Origin of the sequence: Pseudomonas gregormendelii, assembly GCF_017114825.1 — a bacterium.
Lineage (GTDB): Bacteria > Pseudomonadota > Gammaproteobacteria > Pseudomonadales > Pseudomonadaceae > Aquipseudomonas > Aquipseudomonas gregormendelii.
Genome location: NZ_JADEVO010000032.1, coordinates 47,214 through 69,461, shown reverse-complemented (window position 1 = coordinate 69,461; position 22,248 = coordinate 47,214). Strand labels below are relative to the sequence as shown.

Here is a 22,248-nt window from a genome sequence, read left to right as displayed (position 1 = left end):
CCCGAAACAAAAAACCCGCCGGATGATCACTCATCGGCGGGTTTTTTATTAACGGCTAACGCTTAGATCGCGCCACGCTGACGCAGCAGATCCAGCACCTGCTTGACGCTTTCTTCCAGCGACAGGGACTGGGTATCGACTACCAGGTCGGCATCCAGCGGCACGTCGTACGGGAAGGATTCACCCGGGATGTTGTCACCTGCCGCGGCGTACAGGCCTTGCGGGTCACGCTCGGCACAGACCGCTGGCGAGGCCTGGACGTAGACCGTCAGCAGGCGCTCCTTGCCGATCAGGTCCTTGGCCTGTTCGCGGCCTTCGGCGCTCGGTGCGACGAATGCGGCGAGGGTCAGCAGGCCGGCTTCGTTGAACTGACGCGCAACGTGTGCGGCACGGCGCCAGTTCTCGGTGCGTCCGGCGCGATCCTGTGGCAGACCCTTGTTCAGGTCGTGACGCAGGTTCTGGCCATCCAGTACGAACACCGCACGGCCCATGTCGAACAACTTGCGTTCAACCGCGTAGGCCAGGGTGCTTTTGCCCGCGCCCGACAGCCCGCTGAACAACACGGTTGCCGGTAGCTGGCCGAAGCGCTGGGCGCGTTCTTCGGTGGCCACGTGAGCCAGTTTGCCGTGGTGCGTGCTGCTGCCATGAGCCAACGGCTGGGCGATGATCATGCCGGCGGCGACAGTGCCATTGGTCAGGCGGTCGATGACGATGAACGAACCCGTGGTGCGGTTGCTGGCGTAACCGTCCAGCGCGATCTCCGCGTCGAGGCTGACCTTGACCCGACCGATCTCGTTCAGTTGCAACGAGCTGGCAGGTCCTTCTTCCAGGGTGTTCACGTCAACACGGTTAACGATGCTGGTGATCGAACCCGGCACGTAAGTGGTGGCGCGCTTGATGTCGTATTTCTTGCCCGGCAGCATCGGCTCTTCCGCCATCCACACCAGCATGGCGTCGAACGCGTCAGAGACTTGCGGCAGGTTGTCGGCGTGCACCAGCAGGTCACCGCGGGAGATGTCGATCTCGTCTTCCATGGTCAGCGTTACCGCCTGACCAGGACCGGCGTGCTCCAGTTCACCCTCGAAGGTGACGATGGATTTCACACGGCTGCTCTTGCCCGACGGCAGCACAACGACTTCATCGCCCTTGTGCACGACGCCGCTGGCCAGGGTGCCGGCGAAACCACGGAAGTTCAGGTTGGGACGGTTGACGTACTGCACCGGGAAACGCAGGTCGGTGTAGTTGCGGTCGTTGGCGATCTCGACGGTTTCCAGGATCTCCATCAGCGACTGGCCGGTGTACCACGGCGAACGCTCGGATTTGTTCACCACGTTGTCGCCCTTGAGAGCGGACATCGGCACGAAGGCCATGGTGGTCGGTTTGAAGGCGATACCTTCGGCAAACTTCAGGTAATCGGCCTTGATCGACTCGAACACGCTTTCGTCGAAGCCATTGAGGTCCATCTTGTTGATGGCGACCACGATGTGCTTGATGCCCAGTAACGAGGCGATGAAGCTGTGGCGACGGGTCTGGGTCTGCACGCCGTAACGGGCATCAACCAGGATGATCGCCAGGTCACAGGTGGACGCACCGGTGGCCATGTTGCGCGTGTACTGCTCATGGCCCGGGGTATCGGCGATGATGAATTTGCGCTTGGCGGTAGAGAAATAGCGGTAGGCGACATCGATGGTGATGCCTTGCTCACGCTCGGCCTGCAGGCCGTCGACCAGCAACGCCAGGTCGATGTCTTCGCCGGTGGTGCCAACTTTTTTCGAGTCGCGGGTGATGGCTTCCAGGTGATCTTCGTAGATCATCTTGGAGTCGTGCAGCAGGCGCCCGATCAGGGTGCTCTTGCCGTCGTCGACGTTGCCACAGGTCAGGAAGCGCAGCATTTCCTTGCGTTCGTGCTGGCCCAGGTAGGCGAGGATGTCCTCGCTGATCAAATCAGATACGTGCGACATGACAACCCCTTAGAAATAACCCTGACGTTTCTTTTCTTCCATCGAGCCTGCGCCATCGTGGTCGATGACCCGGCCCTGGCGTTCGGAAGTTCGCGTCAGGAGCATTTCCTGAATGATGTCGGTCAGGCTGGTGGCCTCGGACTCGACCGCGCCGGTCAGCGGGTAGTCACCCAGTGTGCGGAAACGGACTTTCTTCTTGACGATGCGCGCCTTGTCTTCGTCGCTCAGGTGATTGAGCAGGCGTTCGTCGTCGATCATGATCCAGGTGCCATTCATCTCGATGACGTCGCGCTCGGCGGCGAAATACAGCGGCACAATCGGGATGCCTTCGAGGTAGATGTACTGCCAGATGTCCAGTTCGGTCCAGTTCGACAACGGGAACACACGAATGGATTCGCCTTTGTTGACGTTGCCGTTATAGACGTTCCACAGCTCCGGGCGCTGGTTTTTCGGGTCCCAACGGTGCTTGGTATCGCGGAAGGAATACACGCGCTCTTTGGCGCGGGATTTTTCTTCATCGCGACGGGCACCACCGAAGGCGGCGTCGAAGCCGTATTTGTCGAGGGCCTGCTTGAGGCCTTCGGTCTTCATGATGTCGGTGTGCTTGGCGCTGCCGTGGGTCAGCGGGTTGATGCCCTGCGCGACGCCATCGGGGTTCACGTGCACCAGCAGGTCGAGGCCGAGTTCTTCGACCATGCGGTCGCGGAACGCGTACATCTCCTTGAACTTCCACCGGGTGTCCACGTGCATGACCGGGAACGGCAGCTTGCCCGGGAAGAATGCCTTGCGCGCAAGGTGCAGCATCACGGCGGAGTCTTTACCGACGGAGTACAGCATCACCGGGTTATCGAACTCGGCGGCGACCTCGCGGATGATGTGGATGCTTTCGGCCTCCAGCTGTTTCAGATGCGTCAGTTTGTCGACCATGGCTACTCACGAAAACGATCTTATGGACGGCCAGCGGGCCGTGTTCGAGCGGGGAATCCTAGCACAGCGACCTCTTCTAATCAGGACGCTGGCTAGATCGAAAGGGTATATGAATATACCCCCGCGTTTGGCCACCACCACGCCTGGCTGATTGGCACACCACCCCTGTAGGAGCTGCCGAAGGCTGCGATCTTTTGATTGTGATTTTTTAAGATCAAAAGATCGCAGCCTTCGGCAGCTCCTACGCAAGGCTCGGGGGATCGCAGCCTTTGGCAGCTCCAGCGCAAGGCATGGGGTTCAATCAGATCGGGTTGGGGCAATCGATGAAGATGTGTTCCAGCGCAAAGCGTCGCGCCAGGTAGTCGCCCAGGGCCTGCACGCCGTAACGCTCGGTGGCATGGTGGCCGGCGGCGATAAAGCTGATGTCGTTTTCCCGGGCGCTGTGGAAGGTCTGCTCGGACGCTTCGCCACTGAGGTACAGGTCAACGCCGGCCAGCACCGCCTGGTCGATGTAGCCCTGGCCGCCGCCGGTGCACCAGCCGACACGGCGGATCATCTCGCTGCCTTCGATCAGCAACGGCTCGCGCCCCATGACTTCCTGCACTCGACGGGCGAAATCCCGGGGTGTCATCGGCTCGCTGAGGGAGCCGACCAGGCCGACAATCTTCAGGTTGTCCGGATCCAGCGGGCCTTCCACGGTGATGTCCAGCTGACGGGCAAGCTGGACGTTGTTGCCGACATCCGGGTGCAGGTCCAGTGGCAGGTGATACGCCAACAGGCTGATGTCGTGCTTGAGCAGGGTTTTCAGCCGACGCTGCTTCATGCCGGTGACGCAGGGGTTCTCGCCCTTCCAGAAATAACCGTGATGCACCAGCACCAGGTCGGCCTGGGCTTCGACCGCCGCGTCCAGCAGCGCCTGGCTCGCGGTGACGCCACTGACGATACGCATCACCTGCGGTCGACCTTCGACCTGCAACCCATTGGGGCAATAATCGGCAATCCTGGCGCTGTTCAGGTAACGGTCAGCTTCTTCGACCAGGGTGCTCAGGGCGACGGCCATAAAAGACTCCTAAATATCCCGTTCAGAGGCGCGCGCGGCCTCGTATAATGCGCGTCATTATGGGCGGTCTCATACCGCCTGCAACCTTTCAGGACGTGCTTAATGCTCAAGGCGCTGCGTTTTTCCGGCTGGCCGCTGTTGGCCGGCGTGCTTATCGCTCTGTTGATCATCCAGCGCTACCCGCAATGGGTCGGGCTTCCAAGCCTCGATGTGAATCTGCAGCAAGCCCCGCAAACCACCAGCGTGCAGCAAGGTCCGGTGTCCTATGCCGACGCGGTGACCACGGCCGCGCCATCGGTGGTCAACCTCTACACCACCAAAGTCATCAACAAACCGAACCACCCGCTGTTCGAGGACCCGCAGTTCCGCCGGTTCTTCGGCGACAACTCGCCCAAGCAGAAACGCATGGAATCGAGCCTGGGTTCGGGCGTGATCATGAGTCCCGAAGGCTATCTGCTGACCAACAACCACGTCACCAGCGGTGCCGACCAGATTGTCGTGGCCCTGAAGGATGGCCGGGAAACCCTGGCCCGGGTGATTGGCAGCGATCCGGAAACCGATCTCGCGGTATTGAAGATCGACCTCAAGAACCTCCCGTCGATCACCGTCGGGCGCTCTGACAATATCCGCATCGGCGACGTCGCCCTGGCCATCGGCAACCCATTCGGTGTCGGCCAGACCGTGACCATGGGCATCATCAGCGCCACTGGCCGTAACCAGCTGGGCCTGAACAACTACGAAGACTTCATTCAGACCGACGCCGCGATCAACCCCGGCAACTCCGGCGGCGCGCTGGTCGATGCCAACGGCAACCTGACCGGAATCAACACGGCGATCTTCTCCAAGTCCGGCGGCTCCCAGGGCATCGGCTTCGCCATCCCGGTCAAACTGGCGATGGAAGTGATGAAGTCGATCATCGAACACGGCCAGGTAATTCGCGGCTGGCTCGGCATCGAAGTACAGCCCCTGACCCAGGAACTGGCCGAGTCATTTGGCCTGTCGGGGCGCCCGGGTATCGTGGTCGCAGGGATTTTCCGCGATGGCCCGGCGCAGAAAGCCGGCCTGCAACTGGGCGACGTAATTCTCGCGATCGACGGCGAACCAGCCGGCGACGGCCGTCGCTCCATGAACCAGGTGGCGCGGATCAAGCCGACGGACAAGGTGACCATTCAAGTGATGCGCAACGGCAAAGAGATCAAGCTCACCGCCGAAATCGGTCTGCGTCCACCACCGGCACCGGCCCCGGTCAAAGAGAAAGAAGAAGAGTAAGCAGCAGCACACAACACTGTGGGAGCGAGCCTGCTCGCGATGAGGGCATAACGTTCAACATCATCGTTGACTGTCAAGCCGCTATCGCGAGCAGGCTCGCTCCCACAGGATCGGGGGATGGCTTAAAGGTTGCCGAGGCCGTCGATCAGCGCCTGGTTCTGCTCCGGCGTACCGATGGAGATCCGCAGGAACTGCGCAATGCGCTCCTGCTTGAAGTGCCGGACGATCACGCCTTGTTCGCGTAACTTGGCTGCCAGGCCCGCTGCGTCGTGCTGCGGATGACGGGCGAAAATGAAGTTGGCTGCCGACGGCAACACTTCAAACCCCTTGCCTTCCAATTGCGCGACGACCCACTCACGGTGCTCGATGACCAACCGGCAAGTCTTGTCGAAGTAATCGCGATCCTCGAACGCCGCCGCCCCCCCGACATTCGCCAGGCGATCCAGCGGATAGGAGTTGAAGCTGTTTTTGATTCGCTCCAGTGCCTCGATCAGGTCCGGATGGCCTACCGCCAAACCTACCCGCAAGCCTGCCAGCGACCGGGATTTGGACAGGGTCTGGGTCACCAGCAGGTTCGGATAACGATCCACCAAAGTGATCGCGGTCTCACCGCCGAAGTCGATGTACGCCTCATCCACCACCACCACCGAATCCGGACTGGCCTTGAGAATTTGCTCCACTGCATCCAGTGCCAGCAGGCAACCGGTGGGCGCGTTCGGGTTCGGAAAGATGACCCCGCCGTTCGGCCTGGCATAGTCCGCCGGATTGATCTGAAACTGTTCATCCAGCGGCACCGCATCGAACTTGATGCCGTATAGCCCGCAATACACCGGATAGAAGCTGTAGCTGATGTCCGGGAACAGCAGCGGCTTATCGTGCTGCAGCAAGCCATGGAAAATGTGCGCCAGGACTTCATCGGAACCGTTGCCCAGGAACACCTGGTTGGCCTGCACTGCGTAGTAACGGGCAACGGCTTGCTTGAGCACATCGCTGTTCGGGTCCGGGTACAGACGCAGGTTGTCATTCAATTCGGTTTGCATCGCCGCCAGGGCCTTGGGCGAAGGACCGTACGGGTTTTCATTGGTGTTGAGTTTCACCAGCTTGGTCAGCTTGGGCTGCTCGCCCGGCACGTAAGGCACCAGGTCCTTGACGAAGGGGCTCCAGAATTTACTCATGTTCATTTCCCCTTCTGATCGTCGACGATGCGGTATTCGGCACTGCGCGCGTGGGCGGTCAGCGACTCGCCACGGGCCAGCACGGAGGCCGTTTTGCCCAGTTCGGAAGCACCCTGCTCGGAGCAGAAGATGATCGAGGAGCGTTTCTGGAAATCGTACACACCCAACGGCGAGGAGAACCGCGCGGTGCCGGAAGTCGGCAACACGTGGTTGGGGCCTGCGCAGTAATCGCCCAGGGCCTCGGAGGTGTGACGACCCATGAAGATCGCACCCGCGTGACGAATCAATGGCAGCCAGGCCTGTGGATCAGCCACCGATAGCTCCAGGTGTTCCGGGGCGATGCGGTTGGCCACTTCGATGGCCTGGTTCATGTCCTCGACCAGAATCAGGGCGCCACGGCCATTGATCGAGGTTTCGATGATCTCGGCACGCTCCATGGTCGGCATCAGTTTGTTAATGCTCGCGGCCACCTTGTCGAGGAATTCGGCGTCAGGGCTGACCAGAATCGCCTGGGCGTCTTCGTCGTGCTCGGCCTGGGAAAACAGGTCCATGGCGATCCAGTCCGGATCGGTCTGGCCGTCGCACACCACGAGGATCTCCGAAGGGCCGGCAATCATGTCGATACCGACCTGGCCGAACACGTGGCGCTTGGCGGTGGCGACATAGATGTTGCCAGGGCCGACGACCTTGTCGACCTTCGGCACGCTCTCGGTGCCATAGGCCAGTGCGGCAACGGCCTGGGCCCCGCCAATGGTGAACACCCGGTCCACGCCGGCGATGCACGCCGCCGCCAGCACCAGCTCATTGAGCTCGCCACGCGGGGTGGGTACCACCATGACCACTTCGGTCACGCCAGCCACCTTGGCGGGAATGGCATTCATCAGTACCGAAGACGGATACGACGCCTTGCCGCCCGGCACGTACAGGCCAGCCCGGTCCAGCGGAGTAACCTTCTGGCCCAACACGGTGCCATCGGCCTCGGTATAGCTCCAGGAGTCCTGCTTCTGTTTCTCGTGGTAGCTGCGCACCCGGGTAGCTGCTTTTTCCAGGGCTTCGCGCTGAGCGATGGTGATACGCGTGAGCGCCAGTTCCAGGCGCTCGCGCGGCAGGATCAAGTCGGCCATCGAGGCCACTTCCAGGCCGTCGAACTTCTGGGTGAACTCCACCAGGGCGGCGTCGCCACGCTCGCGCACGGCTTTGATGATGTCCAGCACCCGCTGATTGACCGAGTCGTCAGACACACTTTCCCAGCTCAGCAGATGATCCAGATGATGCGCAAAATCCGGGTCAGCAGCGTTGAGTCGGCGAATTGCAGTCGGTGCGGTCATAGCGAGAGCCTCATAGGAATGGCAAAAACTCAGGCGCCCTAACTTAGCAGTCGTTTCCGCTTGGGCACCTGAGATTCTGGCTATGAGGCGGATAGACGGGCGCGACTCAAGGTCGCGCAGGTGAATCAGCCGCGGTGTCGAGACTCCACTGCCTTGCGCAGGGTGTCGATCAACGCCTGGATACGGGCGTGCTGCATTTTCATCGAAGCTTTGTTGACGATCAGCCGGGAGCTGATGTCGGCAATGAAATCCTGAGGTTCCAGGCCATTGGCGCGCAGCGTATTACCGGTGTCGACCACGTCGATGATCTTGTCCGCCAGACCGATCAGCGGGGCCAGTTCCATCGAGCCGTAGAGCTTGATGATATCGACCTGACGGCCCTGCTCGGCGTAATAACGCTTGGCAACGTTGACGAACTTGGTTGCCACGCGCAGACGGCCCTTGGGCTCGACATCACCAACACGGCCAGCAGTCATCAGCTTGCACAGTGCAATCCGCAGGTCCAGTGGCTCGTACAAGCCCTGGCCGCCGTATTCCATCAACACATCTTTACCGGCAACGCCCAGGTCAGCGGCACCATGCTCGACGTAAGTCGGCACATCGGTAGCACGCACGATCAGCAAACGTACGTCGGGCTGGGTCGTGGGGATGATCAGCTTGCGGCTCTTGTCCGGATTCTCGGTCGGCACGATGCCCGCTTCAGCCAGAAGCGGCAGGGTGTCATCAAGAATGCGGCCCTTGGACAATGCAATGGTCAACATGGGAAACGTCAGTCCTTAATAAAGGTACTCATGCCCGGTCGCAATCGGCGCCGGACACACATCGAGGCATTCCCGATAACGAAGAATCAGCCTCGATTTGAAACAAATCAGTTAACAGCAAACCGTGGCGAGGGAGTTTGCTCCCTCACCACAGCTGCAGCAGGGACTAGCCCGGTACGCGGCGGATCTTGGCGCCGAGCATCTGCAGTTTCTCTTCGATGCACTCGTAACCACGGTCTATGTGGTAGATGCGATCGATCAGGGTGTCGCCTTCAGCAATCAGCGCGGAGATCACCAGGCTGGCCGAAGCACGCAGGTCGGTGGCCATGACTGGCGCGCCCTTGAGCTTCTCGGTGCCAGTAACGATGGCAGTGTTGCCTTCGACCTGGATCTTGGCGCCCATGCGGTGCAGCTCGTAGACGTGCATGAAACGGTTCTCGAAGATCGTCTCGATCACGGCACCGGTGCCTTCGGCAATGGCGTTGAGCGAAATGAACTGCGCCTGCATGTCAGTCGGGAATGCCGGGTACGGAGCCGTACGCACGTTGACGGCTTTAGGCCGCTTGCCGTGCATGTTCAGCTCGATCCAGTCTTCGCCGCAGGTAATTTCCGCGCCCGCTTCCTTGAGTTTCTCAAGCACCGCTTCAAGGATGGTCGGATCGGTATCCTTGACCTTCACGCGACCGCCGGTAACAGCAGCAGCAACCAGGTAGGTACCGGTTTCGATGCGGTCCGGCATTACCTTGTAAGTAGCCGGGTGCAGGCGGTCGACGCCATCAATGGTGATGGTGTCGGTGCCGGCGCCGGTAATCTTGGCGCCCATGGCGATCAGGAAGTTCGCCAGGTCGATGACTTCAGGTTCGCGAGCGGCGTTCTGCAGGACGCTGCGACCCTTGGCCAGCGCAGCGGCCATCATGATGTTCTCGGTACCGGTCACACTGACGGTGTCGAAGAAGAAGTGTGCGCCGCGCAGGCCACCTTCAGGCGCCTTGGCCTTGATGTAGCCACCTTCCACGTCGATCACCGCGCCCATGGCTTCGAGACCGCGGATGTGCAGGTCAACCGGACGCGAGCCGATGGCGCAACCGCCAGGCAGCGCAACTTCGGCTTCGCCGAAACGGGCAACCATCGGGCCCAGTACCAGGATCGACGCACGCATGGTTTTCACCAGTTCGTACGGGGCGATCAGGGTCTTGATGGTGCGCGGGTCGATTTCGACGCTGAGCTTCTCGTCGATCACCGGCTCGATGCCCATGCGGCCGAACAGCTCGATCATGGTGGTGATGTCGTGCAGGTGCGGCAGGTTGGCAACGGTAACCGGGCCATCGCACAGCAAGGTTGCGGCCAGGATCGGCAGGGCGGAGTTCTTTGCCCCGGAGATGCGGATTTCGCCATCAAGACGAACGCCACCAGTAATAATCAGTTTATCCATAAGAATCTCGACGCCCTTGGGCTCAGGTGCGCTCGGCCCAGGCCGCGCTGCTGAAAAATTTCATAGTGACCGCATGGATGCTGCCATCGGTGATCCATGGGTTCAAATGGGCATAGACCTGCTGCTGACGCTTCACCGGGCTCAACGCCGCCAGTTCATCGCTAATCAGGTTCAGCTGGAAATTGCAGCCTTCGCCTTCAACTTCCACCTTCGTGTCTGGCAGCTTTCCTTCAAGGAAGCTCTTCACTTCTACGGCCTGCATGCTCAACCTCAATCGGCGCCTTGTGCGCGCGGGTCGGACATCATACAAAAAAGCCCCGCGCCTGCGAACCCCGCTAAGCAGGACTCTGACGGGGGGCTTCCCTGTAGATGCGGTTAGGGATGCGCCAATAACTCGGTCAATTCACTGACCTGAGCGATTTCGCGCATATCTTCGGGCATCGCGCGGATGCTCAGGGCCTTGCCGGCGGCCTGGGCATCTCGCATGAAGCACAGCAGCAACGACAAGCCGACACTGCTGGACTTAACCACCTGCGAACAGTCAACCACCAGCGCCGCAGCCTTGCTGGCCTTGATCAGCGCCTGGCCCTGCTTGCGCAGAACCGGGCCGCTGCGGTAATCCAGCGTACCACTGAGGTGCAGTTCGCCGGATTCATTCATCTGGACGGCCGACTCACTCATTGGGTTTGCTTCTCGGCAGCTTGCTCGGTGGTTTCCTTGGCCTTGGCAACTTCGCCGGCCCAGTTGTTGATCACCTTGTCGAGATCGTTGCCATTGCGCTGCATCGAGTCCTGGAACTGATCGCGGAACAGCTTGCCGATGTTGATGCCGTTGATGATGACGTTGCGGACTTTCCACTCGCCGTTGATTTTCTCCAGCGTGTAGGACACAGGATAGATGGAGCCACTGCTGCCCTTGACCTGCATGTCAACGCTGGTCCGGTTACCGCTTTCATCCTTGGCAGGGGAAACGGTGATGCCCTGGTTATTATATTCGAGCAACGCATTGCCATAAAACTGCATCAGGCTGCGCTTGAAGTTTTCCTGGAAGCGCTGCATCTGCTCAGGCGAGGCCTTGCGCGAATACTTCACGGTCATGATGCTGCGGGAAATGCCTTCGGCATCGACCACCGGTCCGACAATGCCGTTCAGGGCGTTGTAGAACTCGTTAGGGTCCTGCTTGTACTTTGCCTTGTTGGCAGCCAGATCGGCCAGCAACCGGGTAGTGGTGTCCTGCACCAGATCGTGCGCCGACGGCGCCGCCACGGCGTTAGCCATCAGCGGCACAGCCGCGAGTAATACCAACAGGCCACGTCGCAAGGTAGAGATCATTCAAAAACTCCTCATTTGGCTTCTTTGCTAACGGTGTTGAGCAGGAATTTACCGATCAGGTCTTCGAGCACCAGCGACGACTGCGTATCGTGGATGGTCCCGCCATCCTTGAGCAGCGTTTCTTCACCACCAACGCTGACGCCGATGTACTTCTCGCCCAACAGCCCAGCGGTCAGGATAGATGCAGTGGAGTCCGTCGGCAGGTTATCGACGCTCTTGTCCAGCTGCATGGTCACCCGGCCGGTGAAACTGTCGCGGTCCAGATCGATCGCAGTGACCTTGCCGATAGTCACACCGGCCATGGTCACTTTAGCTCTGACCGTCAAACCGGCGATATTGTCAAAATATGCGTAAAGTTTATAAGAATCGGTTGTTGCGCTCGGGGACAGGCCACTGACCCGCAACGCAAGCAACAGCAAAGCCAGGATGCCAGCCAGCAAGAAAAGGCCGACACCGATTTCCAGGGTGCGGTTTTGCATCAGAAATCTCCAAACATCAAGGCGGTCAGAATAAAGTCCAGGCCGAGCACCGCCAACGAGGCGTATACGACGGTCTTGGTAGTGGCACGACTGATACCCTCGGAAGTGGGCTCGCAGTCATAGCCTTGGAATACGGCAATCCAGGTCACGACGAAGGCGAAGACGACACTCTTGATGATGCCATTGAGCACATCTTCAGAGAACGTCACGCTGTTCTGCATGTTCGACCAGTAGGAACCTTCATAGACTCCCAGCCAGTCGACGGCCACCCATGAACCGCCCCAGATACCCACCACGCTGAAAATCATCGCCAGCACTGGCAGGGATATGAAGCCGGCCCACAGGCGCGGGGCAATGATGTACTTGAGCGGGTCGACACCAATCATTTCCAGGCTGGACAACTGCTCGGTGGATTTCATGTTGCCAATCTCGGCCGTCAGGGCAGAGCCTGCGCGCCCGGCGAACAGCAAGGCGGTGACTACCGGCCCCAGTTCACGCAGCAGGGTCAGCGCAACCATCTGCCCGACCGCCTGCTCCGAGCCGTAGCTGGACAGGATGTTGAAACCCTGCAGCGCCAGCACCATGCCGATGAACACCCCGGAGACGACGATGATCACCAGGGACATGACGCCCACCGAATGCAATTGCCGGATCAGCAGGCCGAAACCACCACCGATGCCGCCACGGCCGAGCAAGGCATGAAACAGGAACAAGGTCGCCCGCCCGAACACCGCGACGGCATCGATTGCCGCCGCGCCGAACCGGCGTACACGTTCTATCAGTGAAATCTTGCGCATCAAGGCTTCCCCAGAAGATCTGCGCGGTAATCCGTCGCTGGAAAGTGGTACGCGACCGGGCCATCAGGTTCGCCCGTCATGAACTGGCGGATCCGCGGATCGTCCGAGTTCATCAGCTCGTCCGGCGTGCCCTGCCCCAAAACCTGCGCCTCACCCACTACATAGATGTAGTCGGCGATGCTCGCGGTCTCTGCCAGGTCGTGGGAAACCACAATACTGGTGATACCCAGCGCATCGTTGAGCAGGCGGATCAGGCGCACCAGCACACCCATGGCGATCGGGTCCTGCCCGACAAAGGGCTCGTCGTACATGAGGATCTGCGGATCGAGGGCAATGGCCCGCGCGAGCGCGACACGCCGCTTCATGCCACCGGACAGTTCGTCGGGCATCAGGTCGATCGCGCCGCGCAAGCCTACGGCCTGCAACTTGAGCAGGACGATATCCCGGATCATTTCCTCCGGAAGCTGGGTGTGCACACGCAATGGGAAAGCCACGTTCTCGAACACGTCGAGGTCGGTGAACAGCGCACCGCTCTGGAACAGCACGCCCATATGCTTGCGAGCGTCGAACAGATCGCTTCGAGACAGCTTCGGCAGGTTCTGGCCGTTAACCCAGACTTCGCCGGCAGTCGGCCGCAACTGTGCGCCCATCAGGCGCAACAGCGTGGTCTTGCCGCACCCTGAAGGCCCCATGATGCCGGTGACCTTGCCCCGTGGAATACGGATATCGACGTTATTGAAAATGCTGCGCGCACCGCGCTTGAAGGTCAGTCCCTTCAGCTCGACCGCGTAGGCGTTATCGGCACTCATCTAAACTCCTTGCGATGCAGCCTCACACTCGGACGCCTGTCTTTCTGACGAAAGCACATTCACCGTGGGCAGGCCGAACTGGCGGCGAACTATATCACTGCAAGGGCTTGGCGCCCAAGGCTAAAGCCGGGCGATGTTCAGCTGCACGACAGGTCAAAAGACTCCCAGCGAGAGGATTACGTAACAGGGAATGACAAAGCACGACGAACTAGCGTGAGGGTTTCGATCATAACCGCTATAATCGCCGCCTTTTCATCAGGCTATACGATTTCCGACATGAGCCAATCCAGCGACCTGATTCAATCGGCACAACGCACCATCCGTCTCGAACTGGAAGCCGTACAAGGCTTGCTTCCACGCATCGACGCAGATTTCGTACGCGCGTGCGAGATGATTCTGGCAAGCAAGGGCCGCGTGGTCGTGGTCGGCATGGGAAAATCGGGGCATATCGGCACCAAGATCGCCGCCACCCTGGCCAGCACCGGGACCACGGCGTTTTTCGTCCACCCGGCCGAAGCCAGCCACGGCGACATGGGCATGATTACCCGGGACGACATCATCCTGGCCCTGTCCAACTCCGGCTCGACCACTGAAATCGTAACCCTGCTGCCGCTGATCAAGCGCCTGGGCATCCAGTTGATCAGCATGACCGGCAACCCTGACTCGACCCTGGCCAAGGCCGCCGAAGTCAATCTCGACGTGCAAGTCGAGCATGAAGCCTGCCCGCTGAACCTGGCGCCCACCTCGTCCACCACTGCGGCACTGGTCATGGGCGACGCACTGGCCGTCGCGCTGCTGGAAGCGCGTGGCTTCACGGCGGAAGATTTCGCTTTTTCCCACCCGGGTGGTGCACTTGGTCGTCGCCTGCTGCTCAAGGTCGAGAACGTCATGCATGCCGGCGACGCCCTGCCCCGGGTCCAGCGTGGCACCCTGCTCAAGGACGCGCTGATGGAAATGACTCGCAAGGGCCTGGGCATGACCGCGATACTGGAGGCCGACGGCAAACTCGCCGGGATCTTCACCGACGGTGACTTGCGCCGCACCCTGGACCGCGCCATCGACATTCATCACGCCACCATCGACCAGGTCATGACCCTTCACGGCAAGACCGCGCGGGCCGAGATGCTCGCCGCCGAAGCCTTGAAGATCATGGAAGACAACCGAATTAACGCTCTCGTAGTGGTGGACGATGAGGATCGCCCGATCGGCGCCTTCAACCTCTCCGACCTGCTGCGCGCAGGAGTCATGTAATGAGCAACGATCTGCTGCAACGTGGCAAGAATATCAAGCTGGCAATCTTTGATGTCGACGGAGTGCTCACTGATGGGCGCCTGTACTTTCTCGAAGACGGCAGTGAATTCAAGACTTTTAACACCCTCGACGGCCAAGGCATCAAGATGTTGATGGCAGCCGGCGTTCAGACCGCTATCATCAGCGGTCGCAAGACCCCGGTGGTTGAGCGTCGGGCGAAAAACCTCGGCATTCCCCATCTGTACCAGGGGCGCGAAGACAAACTGGTGGTGCTGGACGAACTTCTTGGCGAACTAGGCCTAAGCTATGAGCAAGTCGCCTACCTCGGCGACGACTTGCCTGACCTGCCGGTGATACGCCGCGTTGGCCTGGGCATGGCGGTGGCCAATGCGGCCAGCTTCGTGCGTGAACATGCCGACGGCATCACCCAGGCCCGCGGAGGCGAAGGTGCTGCCCGCGAGTTCTGCGAATTGATCCTGCGCGCCCAGGGCCGCCTCGATGCGGCAAACGCCGCGTACCTGTGAGCCAACTATGCTGAGCAAAAAGTTTCGCAACATACTGCTGTTCGGTTGCATCGCCGCGATTTTTGCTGCGGTCGGCTACTGGAACATCAGCCCTGAACGCTTTCTCGACAAGCCGACCGTGGCCGTCGATGAGACGGCGATCGACTATTACGCCCTGAACGCCCACAGCGTGCAGTTCCTGCCCGATGGCAAGCTGCAGTACGAGATGACGTCGGACAAGGTCGAACACCTTAAAGCCACTGAAGTGACGCTGCTGACCAACCCGGACCTGAACATGTTCCGCGGCACCGAGTTTCCCTGGCATGTACAGAGCGAACGCGGTGAAGTGAATCCGGATGGTACGGAAGTGGAACTGATCGACTCGGTGCGTATCACACGTTTCGACGAGAAAAACCGTAAGACGCTGATTACCACCACCCGTATGACCGTGTTCCCGAAGCAGCAATATGCGCAGACGGAGCAACCCGTTAGAATCGACGGCGCCGGTGGCGTGTCGACTGGCACGGGAATGAAAGCGTATTTGAAAGAAAGCAGGATACACCTGCTATCGAACGTAAGAGGACAGTATGAGGCTCGTTAAAACCCTCCCTATTTTGCTCAGCCTGGGCGCAGCACTGGGAAGCGTGAGCGCCTGGGCTCTGCCGAACGATCAAGAGCAGCCTATCCGCATTCAGGCCGACGACGCCCAACTGGACGACAAGAACGGCATCGCCACCTACAAAGGCGACGTCATCATCACCCAGGGCTCCATGAAGGTGACCGGTAACACCGTGACCATCACCCGCACCCCGGCAGGCGATATCGACGTGGTGACTTCCGTGGGCAACCTGGCTTACTTCGAGCAATTGCAGACCCAGGGCGACGCCAAGCCTGTCCAGGGCTACGGCGTCACGATCCAGTATCACGCCTCGCAGAACCGCGTCGTGCTGATCGATCGAGCCAAGGTCATCGACAAGGACAACAACGTCACCCAGGGCGAGAAAATCGTCTACGACACCGTGAAGAAGCTGGCAAGCGCCGGTCGCGCCACGGGCAACAAGGTGACCGAGTCGCGCCCGCGAATCGACATGGTTATCCAGCCTAAAAAGAAAACCGACGAGCAGAAGGCCCAGTAATGGCAACTCTGAAAGCTCAGCATCTGGCCAAGAGTTACAAGAGCCGCCAGGTCGTGCGTGACGTCAGCCTGTCCATCGACAGCGGTCAGATCGTCGGGCTTCTTGGCCCCAACGGCGCCGGCAAGACCACTTGCTTCTACATGATCGTCGGCCTGGTGCAGGCTGATCAGGGCCGCGTGCTGATCGACGACCTGGATGTCAGTCACCAGCCCATGCACGGCCGCGCCAAGGCAGGTATTGGCTATCTTCCGCAAGAAGCGTCGATCTTCCGCAAACTGTCGGTGGCCGATAACATCATGGCCATCCTCGAGACCCGCAAGGAACTCGACAAGGCCGGGCGCCGCAAGGAGCTGGAGAGCCTGCTGCAGGAATTCCACATCAGCCACATCCGCGACAACCTCGGCATGAGCCTGTCGGGCGGCGAGCGACGCCGTGTGGAAATTGCCCGGGCGCTGGCCACCAACCCGAAGTTCATCCTCCTCGATGAACCTTTCGCCGGCGTGGACCCGATCTCGGTTGGCGATATCAAGCAGATTATCCATCACCTGAAGGCCAAGGGCATCGGTGTACTCATCACCGACCACAACGTCCGCGAAACCCTGGATATCTGCGAAACAGCCTACATCGTCAACGATGGCCAGCTGATTGCCGAGGGCGACTCCGCGACCATCCTGGCCAACGACCTGGTCAAGGAAGTGTATCTGGGCCATGAGTTCCGCCTGTAAGCGCTGAGGTGCCTGCCCAGTCGCGCGAGCGCTTGTCACTTTGAAAAATCAATACTTTTTTATTGTTACAGCGCTCTAGGCAAACACTGCAAAATCGGGCATATAATTTGCTTAAGTTTGGCGCTTCGGCGCCCTGTAGTGGATGGCGCATGCGCGCCGGCGAATAAGGTTTAAGCCCCTGCCATGAAACCATCGCTAGTCTTGAGAATGGGCCAGCAGCTGACGATGACACCTCAGCTGCAACAGGCCATCCGCCTGCTCCAATTGTCGACCCTGGACCTGCAGCAGGAAATCCAGGAGGCGCTGGAGTCCAACCCGATGCTCGAACGCCAGGAAGACGGCGACGACTTCGACAATGCCGATCCCTTGGCCGACAAAGCCGAGCAGCAACCCAACGCCGATGTTTCGGAGCCCTCCTATCAGGAGACCGCGCCAACGGTCGACAACCTTGAGGAAGGCGACTGGAACGAGCGCATTCCCAACGAGCTGCCGGTCGATACTGCATGGGAAGACGTCTACCAGACCAGCGCCAGCAGCCTGCCCAGCAACGATGATGACGAGTGGGACTTCACCACCCGCACGTCGGCCGGTGAAAGCCTGCAAAGCCACCTGCTGTGGCAGCTCAACCTCGCCCCGATGTCCGACACGGACCGCCTGATCGCCGTCACCCTGATCGACTGCATCAACAATCAGGGCTACCTGGACGAAACCCTCGAGGAAATCCTCGAAGCCTTCGACCCGGAGCTGGACATCGAGCTGGACGAAATCGAAGCCGTCCTGCACCGCATCCAGCAATTCGAACCGGCCGGTATCGCTGCCCGAAACCTCGGCGAATGCCTGCTGCTGCAATTGCGCCAGTTGCCCGCCAAGACCCTCTGGCTCGCAGAAGCCAAGCGCCTGGTCACGGACTACATCGACCTGCTGGGCAGCCGCGACTACAGCCAGCTGATGCGCCGCATGAAGCTCAAGGAAGATGAACTGCGCCAGGTGATCGAACTGGTGCAGAGCCTCAACCCGCGACCCGGCTCGCAGATCGAGTCCAGCGAGGCCGAATACGTGGTCCCGGACGTGATCGTGCGCAAGGACAACGAGCGCTGGCTGGTGGAACTCAACCAGGAGTCGGTGCCCAAATTGCGGGTCAACGCCCAGTACGCCGGTTTTGTGCGTCGCGCTGACACCAGCGCGGACAACACCTTCATGCGCAATCAGTTGCAGGAAGCCCGCTGGTTCATCAAGAGCCTGCAGAGCCGCAACGAAACCCTGATGAAAGTTGCTACCCAGATCGTCGAGCATCAACGGGGTTTTCTGGAGTACGGCGACGAAGCCATGAAGCCGCTGGTACTGCATGACATCGCCGAAGCCGTCGGCATGCACGAATCGACGATTTCCCGGGTGACCACGCAAAAATTCATGCATACCCCACGGGGTATTTATGAACTGAAATACTTTTTCTCCAGTCACGTCAGCACCTCGGAAGGCGGTGAATGCTCGTCCACGGCGATCCGCGCGATCATCAAAAAACTGGTTGCAGCGGAAAATCAGAAAAAGCCGTTGAGTGACAGCAAGATCGCTGGTTTACTGGAGGCACAAGGCATTCAGGTGGCTCGCCGCACCGTCGCCAAGTACCGCGAATCCCTTGGGATCGCGCCTTCGAGCGAACGCAAGCGGTTGATGTAAAGCCACGCCACAGCGTTCCAGTGGTAGACCATCGGGTCTACCGCTTTATGCACTGGCAACGAAGGAGAAGCTGTATGCAAGTCAACATCAGTGGACACCAACTGGAAGTGACCGAACCCCTGCGCACCTACATCGGCGAAAAACTCGCCCGATTGGAAAGGCATTTCGACAAGATAACCAACGTGCAAGTCACGATGACCGTCGAGAAGCTGCTGCAGAAAATCGAAGCCACGCTGCATATACCCGGCGGAGAAGTGGTCGCCAATGCCGAGCATACGGACATGTATGCCGCCATCGACCTGCTGACCGACAAGCTGGATCGCCAACTCAAAAAGCATAAGGAAAAGACCCAGAGCCTCCTCCAGGGCGCAACCGGTCGTTAACACTCCCAATCCATGATCCGACTTGAAAGCATCCTGACCCCCGGCCGTTCCCTCGTGAACGTGCCGGGCGGCAGTAAAAAGAAAGCCCTCGAACAAATTGCCAACCTAATCCATCGCGAAGTGCCGGATATGGAGATGCAAGATGTCTTTGAGGCCCTGATCGCCCGTGAAAAACTCGGCTCGACCGGTTTTGGCAACGGCATCGCCATCCCCCACTGTCGCCTCAAGGGCTGTACCTCGCCGGTCAGCGCCCTGATGCACCTCGACGCCCCTATTGATTTCGACGCCATCGACGGTGCTCCGGTTGACCTGCTGTTCGTGTTGCTGGTCCCGGAAGCCGCCACCGATGCGCACCTGGAGCTTTTGCGCCAGATTGCCAGCATGCTTGATCGCAAGGAAGTGCGCGAAAAATTGCGCAGCGCCCCGAGCAATGAAGCCTTGTACCAGGTTGTCCTGGACGAGCAGAACGGTCATTAATCATGCGCTTGATCATTGTCAGCGGCCGCTCCGGCTCAGGTAAAAGTACCGCGCTCGATGTCCTTGAAGACAGCGGGTACTACTGCATCGACAACTTGCCCGCCGGGCTGTTGCCCGAGCTGGCCGAACGAGCACTGATCCACACCGAGCTCGCGCAACCGCTGGTGGCCGTGTCGATTGACGCGCGCAACCTGCCAAGCCACCTGTCCCGTTTTCCGGAATTGCTGGAGGAAGTGCGCAGCCGTCACATCAAGTGTGACGTGCTGTACCTGGACGCCGACGAAGAAACCCTGCTCAAGCGGTTTTCCGAAACCCGTCGCCGCCATCCGCTGAGCAATGCCAATCGCTCGCTCGCCGAGGCGATTCAGGACGAGTCCAATCTGCTGGGTCCGATTGCCGACCTGGCTGACCTCAAGGTCAACACCACCAACCTGAACCTGTACCAGTTGCGCGATACCATCAAGCTGCGGCTGTTGAACCAGCCTGAGCCTGGCACCGCGTTCCTGGTGGAGTCTTTCGGCTTCAAGCGTGGCATGCCTGTGGATGCCGACCTGGTGTTCGACGTGCGCTGCCTGCCCAACCCTTATTGGAAACCAGAGTTGCGCGAGCAGTCCGGGCTCGATCAACCGGTAGCCGACTACCTGGCCGCGCAACCGGACGTCGAGGAAATGTTCCAGGACATCTCCACCTACCTGCTCAAATGGCTTCCACGCTTTGCTGCCAGCAACCGCGCGTATGTCACCATAGCCATTGGCTGCACCGGCGGGCATCACCGCTCCGTCTACCTGACCGAACGTCTGGGCCAGGTTCTGCAACAATCCCTGAAGAACGTCCAGGTCCGCCACCGCGACCTCAGCTAAAGGATTCACATCGCGATGCCTGCTCTGGAAATTGAAATCATCAACAAGCTGGGCCTGCATGCCCGCGCGTCGGCGAAATTTGTCGGGGTCGCAGGAAAGTTCAAGGATTGCACCATCAGGGTAGGACGCACGCCGGAAACCACGGTGGACGGCAAGAGCATCATGGCAATGATGATGCTGGCGGCTGGCAAGGGCACCAGGATCCATTTGAGTACCGAAGGCGAAGAGGCGGACGAAGCGCTGGATGCGCTGGTAGCGTTGATCAACAACTACTTCGACGAAGGCGAGTAAAGAACAAGGTCAAGATTAAAAGATCGCAGCCTGCGGCAGCGCCTGCACGGGTACACGAACCCTGTGCGATCTTTTGATTTTCAAGCCAGCGCCGTATCCATCACCATCATCAAGCAAAACCCAATCAGCAACCCCAGGCTCGCCAGCTTGTCGTGACCATGACGTCGCGACTCGGGGATCACTTCGTGCGTAACCACCAGCAACATGGCCCCGGCCGCCAGTGCCAGCCCAAGCGGCAATAGCAGTTCGGCCAGGCTCACCAGCCACGCACACAGCAGCGCAAAAACCGGCTCAACCAAACCTGAAGCGGCACCGATCAGGAATGCCCTGACCCTCGACATCCCCGCCCCCGCCAACACCAGCGCAATCACCAGCCCTTCCGGCACATCCTGCAGCGCAATACCCATCGCCAGGCTATCGGCATCAGGCATGCCGCCCCCGGCTGACACCCCGACCGCCATGCCTTCGGGAATGTTATGGGCAATGATGGCAAACACGAACAGCCAGATCCTCGGCGCAATCGCCGGCCCCTCCTGCGCGCCTGCCAGCATTTCCGGGCAGGCCCCGGAGACCTTGCGGTCCACCAGATACAAACCCAAAGCGCCAAGCATGATACCAAGGCTGATCAGGCCACTGGCGGCCCAAGGCTTAAGCCCGAGGCTCTGCGCGGCGGAGATCCCAGGCACGATCAGCGAAAACGCCGTCGCCGCCAACATGACCCCCGCGCCGAAACCTAACAGCGTATCGCTGACGGCTTGCGGCATGCGGCGAATCACCAGCACCGGCACCGCGCCCAGCGCCGTACCCAGTGCGCAGATCGCCCCACCCTGCAATGCACGCAGCAGTTTCGGTTCAAGATCCAGCCACGCCAGCCCTTGGGCGACCAGCAAGGACATACCCGCCAACAATAACAGCGATCCGAATGCGTAACGAAACATCCGCCCACTTCCGATCGCCAGCGTTTCAGTGCCCATAATCAGCCTTGGTGGTTTTTCATTGGAGATTCAACCCTGGGCCGCCTTGTAGCGCGCCGCCACTTCAGGCCAATTGATTACGTTGTAGAACGCGTTGATGTATTCCGGGCGACGGTTCTGGTACTGCAGGTAGTAGGCGTGCTCCCACACGTCCAGGCCAAGGATGGGCGTGTTGCCATTCATGAGCGGACTGTCCTGATTGCCGCTGCTTTCCACCACCAGTTTTTTCTGCGGGGTCACACTCAGCCATGCCCAGCCACTGCCAAAACGGGTCAGCGCAGCCTTGGTGAACGCCTCCTTGAAACTGTCGAGCCCGCCCAGTTGCTCGTCGATTGCCTGGGCCAGCGCGCCGTCAGGGGCGCCGCCACCGTGCGGGGCCATGACTTCCCAAAACAGCGAATGGTTGGCATGACCACCGCCCTGGTTGATAACGGCGGCACGCAGTTTTTCCGGCAGCTGCTGAACGGCCGCCACCAGCTTTTCCACGGTCCATTCGGCGAATTCGGTGCCTTCGACGGCCGCGTTCAGATTATTGATGTAGGTCTGGTGGTGCTTGGTGTAGTGGATCTCCATGGTCTTGGCATCAATGTGCGGTTCCAGGGCATCGTAGGCGTAGGGCAAGTCAGGCAGGGTAAAAGCCAT

The 22,248-nt window shown here is 59.9% G+C and carries 26 protein-coding genes; 11 read left to right on the top strand and 15 right to left on the bottom strand.

The features are described from left to right. Window positions 1-62: 62 nt before the first annotated feature. The 3 genes from cysN to IMW75_RS20385 all read right to left on the bottom strand — a co-directional run bounded on the left by cysN (window position 63) and on the right by IMW75_RS20385 (window position 3,948). On the bottom strand, window positions 63-1,961 hold the full coding sequence (cysN, locus tag IMW75_RS20395) for a sulfate adenylyltransferase subunit CysN (protein WP_205893560.1): 1,899 nt from the start codon (window positions 1,959-1,961) through the stop codon (window positions 63-65). Between the two features lie 9 nt (window positions 1,962-1,970). Beyond that, window positions 1,971-2,888, bottom strand: a complete 918-nt coding sequence (gene cysD, locus IMW75_RS20390; RefSeq protein WP_010463281.1) for a sulfate adenylyltransferase subunit CysD — start codon at window positions 2,886-2,888, stop codon at window positions 1,971-1,973. A gap of 301 nt (window positions 2,889-3,189) precedes the next feature. Further along, window positions 3,190-3,948: a Nif3-like dinuclear metal center hexameric protein gene (locus IMW75_RS20385; protein WP_045061438.1), complete on the bottom strand. Its 759-nt coding sequence runs from the start codon at window positions 3,946-3,948 to the stop codon at window positions 3,190-3,192. Window positions 3,949-4,050: 102 nt separating this feature from the next. Between IMW75_RS20385 and algW the strand changes: the two genes are divergently transcribed. Continuing rightward, complete coding sequence (algW, locus tag IMW75_RS20380; protein WP_045061439.1) at window positions 4,051-5,217, top strand: Do family serine endopeptidase AlgW; 1,167 nt, start codon at window positions 4,051-4,053, stop codon at window positions 5,215-5,217. Between the two features lie 122 nt (window positions 5,218-5,339). Here algW and hisC read toward each other — a convergent pair whose 3' ends face one another. The 10 genes from hisC to IMW75_RS20330 form a co-directional block, all read right to left on the bottom strand. Next, window positions 5,340-6,392 (bottom strand): histidinol-phosphate transaminase, encoded by a 1,053-nt coding sequence (hisC, locus tag IMW75_RS20375; RefSeq protein ID WP_045061440.1) that lies wholly within the window; start codon window positions 6,390-6,392, stop codon window positions 5,340-5,342. Between the two features lie 2 nt (window positions 6,393-6,394). Further along, window positions 6,395-7,720 (bottom strand): histidinol dehydrogenase, encoded by a 1,326-nt coding sequence (hisD, locus tag IMW75_RS20370; RefSeq protein WP_045061441.1) that lies wholly within the window; start codon window positions 7,718-7,720, stop codon window positions 6,395-6,397. A 125-nt stretch (window positions 7,721-7,845) separates the two neighbouring features. Further along, entirely contained in the window at window positions 7,846-8,481 is a 636-nt protein-coding gene (gene hisG / locus IMW75_RS20365; RefSeq protein WP_007942738.1) for an ATP phosphoribosyltransferase, read from the bottom strand. Window positions 8,482-8,647: 166 nt separating this feature from the next. Then, window positions 8,648-9,913 carry a UDP-N-acetylglucosamine 1-carboxyvinyltransferase gene (gene murA, locus IMW75_RS20360; protein WP_205893559.1) on the bottom strand — a complete coding sequence of 422 codons (1,266 nt, stop codon included), beginning with the start codon at window positions 9,911-9,913 and terminating at the stop codon, window positions 8,648-8,650. Window positions 9,914-9,935: 22 nt separating this feature from the next. Then, on the bottom strand, window positions 9,936-10,175 hold the full coding sequence (locus IMW75_RS20355; RefSeq protein WP_045061443.1) for a BolA family protein: 240 nt from the start codon (window positions 10,173-10,175) through the stop codon (window positions 9,936-9,938). Window positions 10,176-10,288: 113 nt separating this feature from the next. Continuing rightward, a complete protein-coding gene (locus tag IMW75_RS20350) occupies window positions 10,289-10,594 on the bottom strand; it encodes an STAS domain-containing protein (RefSeq protein WP_045061444.1) in 306 nt (101 codons plus the stop codon). Further along, the gene (locus IMW75_RS20345; RefSeq protein WP_045061445.1) at window positions 10,591-11,244 is read right to left on the bottom strand and encodes an MlaC/ttg2D family ABC transporter substrate-binding protein; all 654 of its coding nucleotides are present in this window, start codon (window positions 11,242-11,244) and stop codon (window positions 10,591-10,593) included. Before IMW75_RS20345 ends, IMW75_RS20350 begins: the two co-directional genes overlap by 4 nt. Before the next feature lie 11 nt (window positions 11,245-11,255). Next, on the bottom strand, window positions 11,256-11,723 hold the full coding sequence (mlaD, locus tag IMW75_RS20340) for an outer membrane lipid asymmetry maintenance protein MlaD (RefSeq protein ID WP_045061446.1): 468 nt from the start codon (window positions 11,721-11,723) through the stop codon (window positions 11,256-11,258). Further along, on the bottom strand, window positions 11,723-12,520 hold the full coding sequence (gene mlaE, locus IMW75_RS20335; RefSeq protein ID WP_045061447.1) for a lipid asymmetry maintenance ABC transporter permease subunit MlaE: 798 nt from the start codon (window positions 12,518-12,520) through the stop codon (window positions 11,723-11,725). Before mlaE ends, mlaD begins: the two co-directional genes overlap by 1 nt. Continuing rightward, window positions 12,520-13,329 carry an ATP-binding cassette domain-containing protein gene (locus IMW75_RS20330; RefSeq protein WP_045061448.1) on the bottom strand — a complete coding sequence of 270 codons (810 nt, stop codon included), beginning with the start codon at window positions 13,327-13,329 and terminating at the stop codon, window positions 12,520-12,522. The genes mlaE and IMW75_RS20330 overlap by 1 nt, the downstream gene beginning before the upstream one ends. Before the next feature lie 276 nt (window positions 13,330-13,605). On the opposite strand from IMW75_RS20330, the gene IMW75_RS20325 reads away from it, so the two are divergent. The 10 genes from IMW75_RS20325 (at window position 13,606) to IMW75_RS20280 (ending at window position 20,632) form a co-directional block, all read left to right on the top strand. Continuing rightward, entirely contained in the window at window positions 13,606-14,580 is a 975-nt protein-coding gene (locus tag IMW75_RS20325) for a KpsF/GutQ family sugar-phosphate isomerase (protein ID WP_045061449.1), read from the top strand. Continuing rightward, entirely contained in the window at window positions 14,580-15,104 is a 525-nt protein-coding gene (locus tag IMW75_RS20320; RefSeq protein WP_045061450.1) for a KdsC family phosphatase, read from the top strand. Before IMW75_RS20325 ends, IMW75_RS20320 begins: the two co-directional genes overlap by 1 nt. Window positions 15,105-15,111: 7 nt before the next feature. Then, complete coding sequence (gene lptC, locus IMW75_RS20315; RefSeq protein ID WP_045061451.1) at window positions 15,112-15,684, top strand: LPS export ABC transporter periplasmic protein LptC; 573 nt, start codon at window positions 15,112-15,114, stop codon at window positions 15,682-15,684. Continuing rightward, window positions 15,671-16,219, top strand: coding sequence for a lipopolysaccharide transport periplasmic protein LptA (lptA, locus tag IMW75_RS20310; RefSeq protein ID WP_045061452.1), 549 nt, complete (start codon window positions 15,671-15,673; stop codon window positions 16,217-16,219). Before lptC ends, lptA begins: the two co-directional genes overlap by 14 nt. Continuing rightward, complete coding sequence (gene lptB / locus IMW75_RS20305) at window positions 16,219-16,944, top strand: LPS export ABC transporter ATP-binding protein (RefSeq protein ID WP_045061453.1); 726 nt, start codon at window positions 16,219-16,221, stop codon at window positions 16,942-16,944. Before lptA ends, lptB begins: the two co-directional genes overlap by 1 nt. 183 nt (window positions 16,945-17,127) lie before the next feature. Next, window positions 17,128-18,621, top strand: coding sequence for an RNA polymerase factor sigma-54 (locus tag IMW75_RS20300; protein ID WP_045061454.1), 1,494 nt, complete (start codon window positions 17,128-17,130; stop codon window positions 18,619-18,621). Between the two features lie 74 nt (window positions 18,622-18,695). Further along, the gene (gene hpf / locus IMW75_RS20295; RefSeq protein WP_045061455.1) at window positions 18,696-19,004 is read left to right on the top strand and encodes a ribosome hibernation-promoting factor, HPF/YfiA family; all 309 of its coding nucleotides are present in this window, start codon (window positions 18,696-18,698) and stop codon (window positions 19,002-19,004) included. 12 nt (window positions 19,005-19,016) lie between these two features. Next, window positions 19,017-19,481 (top strand): PTS IIA-like nitrogen regulatory protein PtsN, encoded by a 465-nt coding sequence (gene ptsN, locus IMW75_RS20290; protein ID WP_045061456.1) that lies wholly within the window; start codon window positions 19,017-19,019, stop codon window positions 19,479-19,481. A 2-nt stretch (window positions 19,482-19,483) separates the two neighbouring features. After that, window positions 19,484-20,341: an RNase adapter RapZ gene (gene rapZ, locus IMW75_RS20285; protein ID WP_122837511.1), complete on the top strand. Its 858-nt coding sequence runs from the start codon at window positions 19,484-19,486 to the stop codon at window positions 20,339-20,341. Window positions 20,342-20,356: 15 nt separating this feature from the next. Then, window positions 20,357-20,632, top strand: coding sequence for an HPr family phosphocarrier protein (locus IMW75_RS20280; protein WP_205893558.1), 276 nt, complete (start codon window positions 20,357-20,359; stop codon window positions 20,630-20,632). A gap of 80 nt (window positions 20,633-20,712) precedes the next feature. Here IMW75_RS20280 and IMW75_RS20275 read toward each other — a convergent pair whose 3' ends face one another. Together IMW75_RS20275 and IMW75_RS20270 are read right to left on the bottom strand one after the other, a co-directional pair. Further along, the gene (locus IMW75_RS20275) at window positions 20,713-21,606 is read right to left on the bottom strand and encodes a ZIP family metal transporter (RefSeq protein WP_045061459.1); all 894 of its coding nucleotides are present in this window, start codon (window positions 21,604-21,606) and stop codon (window positions 20,713-20,715) included. Between the two features lie 30 nt (window positions 21,607-21,636). Further along, a complete protein-coding gene (locus IMW75_RS20270) occupies window positions 21,637-22,248 on the bottom strand; it encodes a superoxide dismutase (RefSeq protein ID WP_045061460.1) in 612 nt (203 codons plus the stop codon).

What these genes read in the sequence shown, in the direction of transcription:
- IMW75_RS20280 (WP_205893558.1), top strand. Translation starts at nt 20,357, where the DNA reads ATGCCTGCTCTGGAAATTGAAATCATCAACAAGCTGGGCCTGCATGCC.
- mlaD (WP_045061446.1), bottom strand. Translation starts at nt 11,723, where the DNA reads ATGCAAAACCGCACCCTGGAAATCGGTGTCGGCCTTTTCTTGCTGGCT.
- hisG (WP_007942738.1), bottom strand. Translation starts at nt 8,481, where the DNA reads ATGTTGACCATTGCATTGTCCAAGGGCCGCATTCTTGATGACACCCTG.
- hpf (WP_045061455.1), top strand. Translation starts at nt 18,696, where the DNA reads ATGCAAGTCAACATCAGTGGACACCAACTGGAAGTGACCGAACCCCTG.
- IMW75_RS20320 (WP_045061450.1), top strand. Translation starts at nt 14,580, where the DNA reads ATGAGCAACGATCTGCTGCAACGTGGCAAGAATATCAAGCTGGCAATC.
- algW (WP_045061439.1), top strand. Translation starts at nt 4,051, where the DNA reads ATGCTCAAGGCGCTGCGTTTTTCCGGCTGGCCGCTGTTGGCCGGCGTG.
- IMW75_RS20350 (WP_045061444.1), bottom strand. Translation starts at nt 10,594, where the DNA reads ATGAGTGAGTCGGCCGTCCAGATGAATGAATCCGGCGAACTGCACCTC.
- mlaE (WP_045061447.1), bottom strand. Translation starts at nt 12,520, where the DNA reads ATGCGCAAGATTTCACTGATAGAACGTGTACGCCGGTTCGGCGCGGCG.
- murA (WP_205893559.1), bottom strand. Translation starts at nt 9,913, where the DNA reads ATGGATAAACTGATTATTACTGGTGGCGTTCGTCTTGATGGCGAAATC.
- lptB (WP_045061453.1), top strand. Translation starts at nt 16,219, where the DNA reads ATGGCAACTCTGAAAGCTCAGCATCTGGCCAAGAGTTACAAGAGCCGC.
- IMW75_RS20300 (WP_045061454.1), top strand. Translation starts at nt 17,128, where the DNA reads ATGAAACCATCGCTAGTCTTGAGAATGGGCCAGCAGCTGACGATGACA.
- IMW75_RS20270 (WP_045061460.1), bottom strand. Translation starts at nt 22,248, where the DNA reads ATGGCTTTTACCCTGCCTGACTTGCCCTACGCCTACGATGCCCTGGAA.
- hisC (WP_045061440.1), bottom strand. Translation starts at nt 6,392, where the DNA reads ATGAGTAAATTCTGGAGCCCCTTCGTCAAGGACCTGGTGCCTTACGTG.
- IMW75_RS20275 (WP_045061459.1), bottom strand. Translation starts at nt 21,606, where the DNA reads ATGGGCACTGAAACGCTGGCGATCGGAAGTGGGCGGATGTTTCGTTAC.
- ptsN (WP_045061456.1), top strand. Translation starts at nt 19,017, where the DNA reads ATGATCCGACTTGAAAGCATCCTGACCCCCGGCCGTTCCCTCGTGAAC.
- cysN (WP_205893560.1), bottom strand. Translation starts at nt 1,961, where the DNA reads ATGTCGCACGTATCTGATTTGATCAGCGAGGACATCCTCGCCTACCTG.
- IMW75_RS20385 (WP_045061438.1), bottom strand. Translation starts at nt 3,948, where the DNA reads ATGGCCGTCGCCCTGAGCACCCTGGTCGAAGAAGCTGACCGTTACCTG.
- lptC (WP_045061451.1), top strand. Translation starts at nt 15,112, where the DNA reads ATGCTGAGCAAAAAGTTTCGCAACATACTGCTGTTCGGTTGCATCGCC.
- IMW75_RS20345 (WP_045061445.1), bottom strand. Translation starts at nt 11,244, where the DNA reads ATGATCTCTACCTTGCGACGTGGCCTGTTGGTATTACTCGCGGCTGTG.
- hisD (WP_045061441.1), bottom strand. Translation starts at nt 7,720, where the DNA reads ATGACCGCACCGACTGCAATTCGCCGACTCAACGCTGCTGACCCGGAT.
- IMW75_RS20355 (WP_045061443.1), bottom strand. Translation starts at nt 10,175, where the DNA reads ATGCAGGCCGTAGAAGTGAAGAGCTTCCTTGAAGGAAAGCTGCCAGAC.
- IMW75_RS20325 (WP_045061449.1), top strand. Translation starts at nt 13,606, where the DNA reads ATGAGCCAATCCAGCGACCTGATTCAATCGGCACAACGCACCATCCGT.
- IMW75_RS20330 (WP_045061448.1), bottom strand. Translation starts at nt 13,329, where the DNA reads ATGAGTGCCGATAACGCCTACGCGGTCGAGCTGAAGGGACTGACCTTC.
- rapZ (WP_122837511.1), top strand. Translation starts at nt 19,484, where the DNA reads ATGCGCTTGATCATTGTCAGCGGCCGCTCCGGCTCAGGTAAAAGTACC.
- cysD (WP_010463281.1), bottom strand. Translation starts at nt 2,888, where the DNA reads ATGGTCGACAAACTGACGCATCTGAAACAGCTGGAGGCCGAAAGCATC.
- lptA (WP_045061452.1), top strand. Translation starts at nt 15,671, where the DNA reads ATGAGGCTCGTTAAAACCCTCCCTATTTTGCTCAGCCTGGGCGCAGCA.